This is a genomic window from Amycolatopsis sp. M39, from assembly GCF_001651785.1.
GTDB classification, from domain to species: Bacteria; Actinomycetota; Actinomycetes; order Mycobacteriales; family Pseudonocardiaceae; genus Amycolatopsis; species Amycolatopsis rubida.
The window spans coordinates 194,038-201,508 of the sequence record NZ_LWSF01000011.1; the positions used below are offsets into that span (position 1 = coordinate 194,038).

General features: G+C 66.1%; 7 protein-coding genes and 1 pseudogene. 4 read left to right on the forward strand and 4 right to left on the reverse strand.

Features of this window, described 5'->3' with window-relative positions; all coding sequences use genetic code 11:
• Positions 1-444: 444 nt before the first annotated feature.
• From A4R44_RS24410 to A4R44_RS24425, 4 genes are all read left to right on the forward strand, one after another.
• Positions 445-1,788 carry an MFS transporter gene (locus tag A4R44_RS24410; RefSeq protein ID WP_067585104.1) on the forward strand — a complete coding sequence of 448 codons (1,344 nt, stop codon included), beginning with the start codon at positions 445-447 and terminating at the stop codon, positions 1,786-1,788.
• 106 nt (positions 1,789-1,894) lie between these two features.
• Complete coding sequence (locus tag A4R44_RS24415; protein WP_157904999.1) at positions 1,895-2,623, forward strand: hypothetical protein; 729 nt, start codon at positions 1,895-1,897, stop codon at positions 2,621-2,623.
• Between the two features lie 93 nt (positions 2,624-2,716).
• Positions 2,717-4,117, forward strand: coding sequence for an MFS transporter (locus A4R44_RS24420; RefSeq protein ID WP_067585110.1), 1,401 nt, complete (start codon positions 2,717-2,719; stop codon positions 4,115-4,117).
• 23 nt (positions 4,118-4,140) lie between these two features.
• The gene (locus A4R44_RS24425) at positions 4,141-4,917 is read left to right on the forward strand and encodes an alpha/beta fold hydrolase (protein WP_198545427.1); all 777 of its coding nucleotides are present in this window, start codon (positions 4,141-4,143) and stop codon (positions 4,915-4,917) included.
• A 33-nt stretch (positions 4,918-4,950) separates the two neighbouring features.
• Here the strand turns inward: A4R44_RS24425 and A4R44_RS24430 are convergent, their stop codons facing one another.
• The 4 genes and pseudogenes from A4R44_RS24430 to A4R44_RS50675 form a co-directional block, all read right to left on the reverse strand.
• On the reverse strand, positions 4,951-5,685 hold the full coding sequence (locus tag A4R44_RS24430; protein ID WP_067585117.1) for an SDR family oxidoreductase: 735 nt from the start codon (positions 5,683-5,685) through the stop codon (positions 4,951-4,953).
• 133 nt (positions 5,686-5,818) lie between these two features.
• On the reverse strand, positions 5,819-6,373 hold the full coding sequence (locus A4R44_RS24435; RefSeq protein WP_067585120.1) for a flavodoxin: 555 nt from the start codon (positions 6,371-6,373) through the stop codon (positions 5,819-5,821).
• A 17-nt stretch (positions 6,374-6,390) separates the two neighbouring features.
• Entirely contained in the window at positions 6,391-7,209 is an 819-nt protein-coding gene (locus A4R44_RS24440) for an oxidoreductase (protein WP_067585124.1), read from the reverse strand.
• Positions 7,206-7,471 (reverse strand): annotated as a pseudogene (locus A4R44_RS50675) (short-chain dehydrogenase/reductase); the annotation flags it as partial. The pseudogene A4R44_RS50675 and the gene A4R44_RS24440, both read right to left, overlap by 4 nt.

The following is a 7,471-nucleotide window of genomic DNA, read 5'->3' on the forward strand; positions in this document are numbered from 1 at the left end:
TCGTCATGGTGCTGTCGACGCACGCCTTGAGCGATTTCAAGCGCCGCTGAGGTGGCGCGCCTGGGCGTTCGTTGCTCTCGTATATACCCTTCTTCTTGCAGTTTTGTCCCGGCGAGTGCGACCACTGGGTGTCGCGAGCGGTCGGTATGACGCGTCGGCGGAAGGCTGCCGCCGCTGGTATGCAAAAAGTTGGTAAAGGCTCTTGTTCCGCAAGATAGTTTGTGTTCGTATTATCCGGGTTGGGCGGTTCGGCCGCTGTTCGGATCCAGTGCCGCGGCCCTGCTTTTTCACGCCAGATCCCGCCTCGTAATGCCGCCTACCCGGCGAAGAGGCTTCGCACCATTCACATCCACGCCGGCAGTGCCCGACGGGTGAACGGCTCAATCCTCACCTCCCAAGGCGACGCCGTGCGGCACGCGGCCCGCCGACCACGAGAGGGCAAAGATGGAGATCGAAAACCAGAAAACCCTGGCCCCCGCACAGGAACTGATCCCCAGCCGCCAGCAGCAACGAAAGGTCTATCTCGCCAGCCTGATCGGCAGCACGGTGGAGTTCTACGACTTCGCCATCTATGGAACCGCGGCGAGTCTGGTATTCGGCCAGGTCTACTTCTCCGCGGCCTCGCCGGCAGTCGGGGTGATCGCGTCGTTGGCGACCTTCGCGACGGGATACCTGGCGCGTCCGGTCGGCGGCGCGATTTTCGGTCATTTCGGAGACCGCATCGGCCGAAAGTCGGTTCTGCTGGTAACGCTGTTCGCGATGGGCGCGTCCACCGTCCTCGTCGGCCTTCTGCCGACTGCCGGGCAAATCGGCGCCCTGGCTCCGGTTTTGCTGGTCGTGCTCCGGCTGATCCAGGGTCTCGCGGTCGGCGGCGAATGGGGTGGCGCCGTCCTGATGTCGATCGAATCCGGCGGGCAGAAATCACGGGGGTTCTTCGGCAGCGCCACCGGAGTCGGCGCGTCTCTCGGCGTACTGCTCGCGACCGGGGCCTTCTCGGCATTGGGCGGGTTGGACAAACAACAATTCCTGTCGTGGGGCTGGCGCATCCCATTCCTCGCGTCGATCGTGTTGATCGCAGTCGGTGCGTACGTGCGCTTGAGCATTGACGAGAGCCCGGTCTTCCGTGCGGCGCGAGATCGCCAGAAACAAGGTGTCTCCACGGCTCCGAAGATGCCGCTGCTCAGGCTGCTGAGGGAGACGCCGCTTCGTCTTGTGCTCGCCATCGGCGTCTACACGGGCCCGGTGATGGCCCAGTCGATCGTCAAGGTGTTCCTGGTGTCGTGGGGCGTCAGCCAGGCGGGAGTGTCGCGGCAGGTCATGTTGAACTCCCTGACGCTGGCAGTGGCCGGAATGGTCGTGACGGTGCCGCTTTTCGCGATTCTTTCCGACCGGATCGGAAGGCGTGCCGTTTACGTTCCGGCGACGGTGTTGTTCGGCGCCTTTTCGTTCGTGATGTTTCCGATGGTCGGAACCGGATCGACCGCGATGATCGTCTTGGCGTTCGTGATCAGCATGACGGTGCTCGAAGCCGCCGCGCTAGGGCCGGTAGGAGCGATCCTCAGCGAACTGTTCCCGACGCGGACCCGCTACACCGGAACATCCCTGGCCTATCAGTTCGCCGGCATGCTCGGCGGAGGTTTCGGGCCGTTGATCGCGGCGATTTTCGTGGTGCCCGGCGGCCCGGGCCCGATCGCGATATCCGGGATGATCGGAGTCTTCTGCGTGCTGAGCGCAATCTGCACGGTTGTGCTCGGAGACACCAGGAAAGCCGACTTGAGCCAGGCCTGAACACGAGGTCCGGCACCACTCACCGCACGAGCAAGGAGAAAGAAGCATGACTGGTTGGGCATCTGACGTCGGCTGGCGAGGGAAGATCGGGCTGATCGCGACCCCGGTGATCGACAACAGCCATCTCGAGCTGATGAATGTGGCTCCGGAGGGGGTCGCGGTGTACCAGACAGTGCCCTACGTGCCCGGCTTCCGAGTCGACGCCGGACACATCCTCCAGGCGATCGAGCAATTGGAGCACTGCGCGCTGGCGCTGAGCGCGGGCGGCATGGACGTCATCGGCCAGGCCGGCACTCCCTTCTCGTTCGCTCACGACGACGGGCTGGCGTGGGCGCGGAAAATGCAAGCCCGGCTGGAGGAAGTCGCGCAGAAGCCGGTCACGATGATGGGGCTCTCCATCATCGACGCGCTGAAGAGTTGCGGATACGAGTCGGTCGCGGTGGCGTCGACCTATTACTCGGACGATCTCTGCGCGCGCTACACCAGGTTCCTCGACGACGCCGGATTCCGTGTCCTCACATTGAAAAACTGGATTCATCAAGGACTTCTGCCCGACAGGCGCCTCCTTGAGCAGCCGCGGTACTGGTATCCGAACAGCCTCGCGTACCAGAGCGCTCGCGCGGTCGCGGAAGAATCCCCGGAAGCCGACTGCATTCTCCTGACCGGCGGGGCGGTGCACACGATGGACATCATCGCCGCGCTGGAAGCAGACCTTCAGAAACCGGTGATCACCAGTGACTCGGCCTTCTTCTGGAGTCTTCTGACGAAGCTTGGCGTCAAAGAACGCTTGGACGGCTGGGGCGAGTTGCTGTCCCGTCTTTGCCCGCAAGGCTGACCTGCCGCAGGCCCTCGGGTGCGGCAGCGTACCCGAGCCGGCCGTGCGGTCACGCTCAGGACCGGACGGTCCCGACAGGGAGAGGTACGTTCGATGCACCAGGAGAAGCAGTCAACCGCATCGGGTGGGGATGAAGCGGCCGCCGCCGAGGGGACGGCCGCGTCGGGCAAGACGATGAGAAGGGTCGCCGCCGCAAGCTTCGTCGGCACTCTGATCGAGGGATACGACTTCGTCATCTACGGCACCGCGGCGGCATTGGTGTTTCCTCGGGTCTTTTTCCCCGCCCTCGGGAGCGCCGCGGCCTTGGTGGCGTCCCTGGCGACATTCGGCGTCGCGTTCCTGGCCAGGCCGATCGGCGGAGTGGTCTTCGGACACCTCGGCGATCGCCTCGGGCGCAAGAAGACACTGGTCACGACCTTGGTTCTGATGGGCACCGCGACCGTGCTCATCGGGCTGGTGCCGCCGGCGTCGCAGATCGGGGTCGCCGCGCCGATTCTGGTGGTGGTGTTGAGGTTCCTCCAGGGTATCTCGCAAGGCGGGGAGTGGGCCGGGGCGATCCTGTTCGTGACCGAGCACGCGCCGAAGGCGAAGCGCGGATTCTGGGCGATGTTCCCGGTGCTCGGCGCGACTCTCCCGGTCGCGCTGGGAAACGCGACCTTCCTCCTGACCGGTGCGGGGATGTCCAGTTCGGCGTTCCTCAGCTACGGATGGCGGATTCCGTTCCTCGCCAGCGCTCTTCTGATCGCGGTGGGGCTGTACACCCGCCTGAAGGTCGACGAAACACCGGCTTTTCAGGGTGAGCAGTCGCGGCGAGGTGTCGCCCGGATGCCGTTCGTCGAGGCTTTCAAGCGCCAGCCGCGGGACATCATCGTCGCTTCCGGCGTGGGTTTGATGGTTTTCTCTCTCGCCTATTTCTCGAGTACGTACCTGACGAGTTACGGCACCGGGGCGCTCCACTTGCCGCGTACCTTCGTGCTGACGGTTTCGTCTGTCGGAGGGTTGTTCTTCTCGGCAGGGGTCGTGCTCAGCGCGGCGCTGTCCGACCGGATCGGGAGGCGGCGCCTTCTCGGTGCGCTGAACATCTTGGCGGTCGTGTGGGCGCTCGTCATGTTCGGGATCCTCGAAGCGGGTTCGGAGGTCAGGTTCGCCGCCGTGGTCTGGGTGACGTTCTCGATCGCGGGCGCGGGCTACGCACCGTTGGGCGCGTTTCTCCCGGAGCAGTTCCACACTCGGTATCGTTACACCGCAACAGGTATTGCCTACAACCTGGCCGGCGTGATCGGCGGCGGGATCGGGCCGATCCTGGCGGCGTCTCTGATCGCGAATTTCGGCACGCCTGCGTTCGCGGCGTTCCTGGCCCTTCTGGCTTTGATCGCGGCGATCTGCACATTCTCCCTCCGGGAGAAGGGAAAGCTGGATCCGGACACCGCCGAAGCAGCCCGGAAAGCCGTTCCGGACAACCCTGACCCGAGTCCGCGGGACGCGGTCTCCTGATCGGAAAGGGCGGTGACGAGCCCGTGGCGGATCTGTTGCCTGCTGGATCTGAGGACCCGGAGAACCGTGCGCTTTCGCCGTTCGTGCTGCTGCACGGTGGCCGGCACGGCGGGTGGTGCTGGAAGAGAACCGCGGCACGGCTGCGGTCGGCCGGCCACGCGGTGTACACCCCGACGCTGACCGGGCTGGGGGAGCGATCGCATCTGCTCAGCCCGGCCATCGGGCTGGACACCCACATCCAAGACCTCGTCGGCGTCTTCGGCTACGAGGACGTCGACGACGCCGTGCTTGTCGCGCACAGCTACGGCGGCATGGTCGCGTGCGGTGCGATGGAGCGGGTGGCGGACAGAGTTCGCGCACTGGTGCTCGTCGACGGTTATTTGCCCCGGGCGGGAGAATCCATGATGGACCTTGTCGACCCCGCCACGGCGGAGTACACCATGGACCTCGCCGCTCGGGACGGCGAAGGCTGGTTCCTGCCGCCGACCGACGCGGCGGTGTGGGGAGTCACCGATCCCGCCGACAACGCCTGGGTCAACGGCAAGACCACGGCCCATCCGCTGAAGACCTATCGAGATCCAGTCGGCCCGACGGATCGGGCGTGGGCGCACCCCGGGGTGTTCATTGAATGCCTGGTCCCGGCGGCCATCCGGGTCCCGACTGCACGGCCGCGGGAACGCGCGGCTGTGGACCGGAGATTCCGGTATTGGACACTGGAGGCACCGCACGACGCGATGATCACGGCACCGCACGCGCTTGCGGAGAAGTTGCGGGCGGCGTCCCGGCTTGACCCGAGGTGAGTGGAGTACCGGGTCGCGGGCCGCGGTCGATGATCAGCCGAGCTGGTTCGCGGGACGGAGGAGGACTTCGTTGATGGCCAGGTGCCGCGGACGGGCAAGCACGAAGGCGATGACCTCGGCGATTTCCCCGGGCTTCACCGTGGCGGCGTCGTAGCCCTGCTGCACCGCCTGCCGGGTGGCTTCGTGGGTGATGTGGGTCGGCAGTTCGGTGTCGACGACGCCCGGCTCGATCAGCGTGACGCGGACGTCGGGAAGCAGTTCCTGGCGGAGCGATTCGGACCAGCCGTTGACGCCCCACTTGGTGGCGGCGTAAACGCCGTTGGTGGCCCGGGCGGTGCGGCCGGCGACCGAGGAGATGTTGATCAGATCGCCGCCGCCGTCCTTGAGCTGGTCGAGGAACACCTCGGTGGCGGTGATGGCGCCGAGGAGGTTGACCTCGACCATGTTGCGGTAGTCGTCGCGCTGTTCGGAGGAGAACGGTCCGAGGAGCATGGTGCCGGCGTTGTTGACCAGCACGTCGGCTCCGCCGAATTCGTCCTGCACCCGTCGGGCGGCGGCGACCAGGGCGTCGCGGTCGGTGACGTCGGCTTGGATCGGGAGGGCGTTGTTCCCGAGTTCGGCGGCGAGGGCTTCGATGCGGTCGAGGCGGCGTGCGAGAAGCACGACGCGGTAGCCGTCGTGGTGCAGAGCGCGCGCGGTGGCGGCTCCGATCCCGGAAGACGCGCCGGTGATGACTGCCACGCGGGGGAGGTTCTGGGAGTCAGTCATGTGATGTGGTCCTTTGTGTCGTGAACGTGGCGGGCTTTTGTCGTACGCCGTTGCCGGTGTGTCAAGCACATCACCGGGCAGCTGGTGGCGGGAGTGACGGGTTGTCCGTGCACTGCCAGTTGGTGTTTGTTGTTTAACCAAGGCCGTTGGCGGTGAGCCACTCGGCGACGTCCGGTGCCGAGTGCCCGACCGTCTCGCCGCGGACGGCCAGCCCGTCGCGGACGTCGCTGTCGGGCAGGGCGTTGCGATAGTCGTCGTCGATGCCGCTCATGCCGCTGACCGCATAGGTGACAAACGGCAGAACCCTCTTTCCGGCCAGGTCGACGCCTTCGAGGAAGGTGAACATGATCATGGGAACCTGCATGTTCCAGACGGGACTGCCGACAAGCACGACGTCGTAGCCTGTGGTGTCCGGTAAGGCGTTCGCGATCGCGGGACGGGCGTCGTGCTGTTCTTCTTCGACATTGCGGGCGACTGTCGGGTCGTAGCTGCCGGGGTAGGGGTCGGCGGCTTCGATCGGGTAGATGTCGCAACCGATCCGGTCGGCGATCATTTCGGCGAGGACTTCAGTGTTGCCGACGGGCAGGTTCCGGCGGCCGCCGTAGTGGTAGTTCTCGCCTGCATGCGAGAAATAGGCGAGCAGTATTCGCTTCTCACCGGCCGTGGCCCGGTCGCGAGGGGGCGTCATGTCGGAGGTGCCTTCGTTCAGGATGCGTCGGTGCTGCGGCTGAGTTGTTCGAACCGGCCCACGTCGTGGGCGGCGTCGGCCGCGGCCGCATGGAAACCGTCCAGTGCGTCGCTGCCGAGTAGGAGAAGCTTCGGCGGCTCGGCGGCTTCGGCTGCACGCAGGATCGCGGCCGCTGCCTTGTCCGGTGCGCCTCGCTGCGGGCCGAGCGCCGAGGATCCGGCGCGTCCGAGAACCTCGTCGTAGGCGTCGATCCGGATGCCGGACCGGTCAGCGGAGCGTCCGCGGAAATCCGTGCGGAACGAGCCGGGCTCGACGACCATGACGCGCAGCCCCAGCGGCTCGACCTCCTTGCGGAGCGACCCGGACAACCCTTCCAGCGCGGCCTTGGCGGCGGAGTAATAGCCGCCGCCGGGAATGGTGATGCGCGCGCCCACTGAGGAAATGTTGACGATCAGACCGTGGCCGCGGTGACGCATTCCAGGCAGCGCGGCCTTGATCAACGCGACAGGTCCGAAGAAATTGGTGGCGAACAGACGCGACACGGCCTCGTCCTCGCCTTCCTCGACAGCGGCGGTGTACCCGTAGCCTGCGTTGTTCACCAGCACGTCGATGCCGCTGAATCGTTCTTCAGCCGCCTCCACGGCCGCGTGGACCGACGACGTGTCGGTCACGTCCAACGGCACTGCCATCGCCGTCTCGGGGTAGGCGGCCTTGAGATCGTCGATGGCGGAAGTGTCTCTCGCGGTTGCCACGACCTCGTGTCCGCTCGCGAGGACGTGGGCCGCAAGGGCGCGGCCGAGTCCGCTGGACGCTCCGGTGATCAGCCAGGTCGTCATCCGGCGTTCGCCTCGCCAGCGAAGTCGGTGGTGACGCTCACGGGCGCCCACGCGTCGATCTCGTCGATACGCCCTTGGAACTCGTCGCGGACGATCTTGACTGCGTCGGTCCCCAGCAGGAGACGGAACGGTGCCCGGTCGGCTTTCACCGCGTCGACGATGACCCGGGCCGCCCGGTCGGGGTCGCCCTGTTGCGTGCCGTGGGTGCGGTCGTTCTCCTTGCGCCGCTTCCCGGCGGTGTCGGCATAGTCCTCGATGGCCG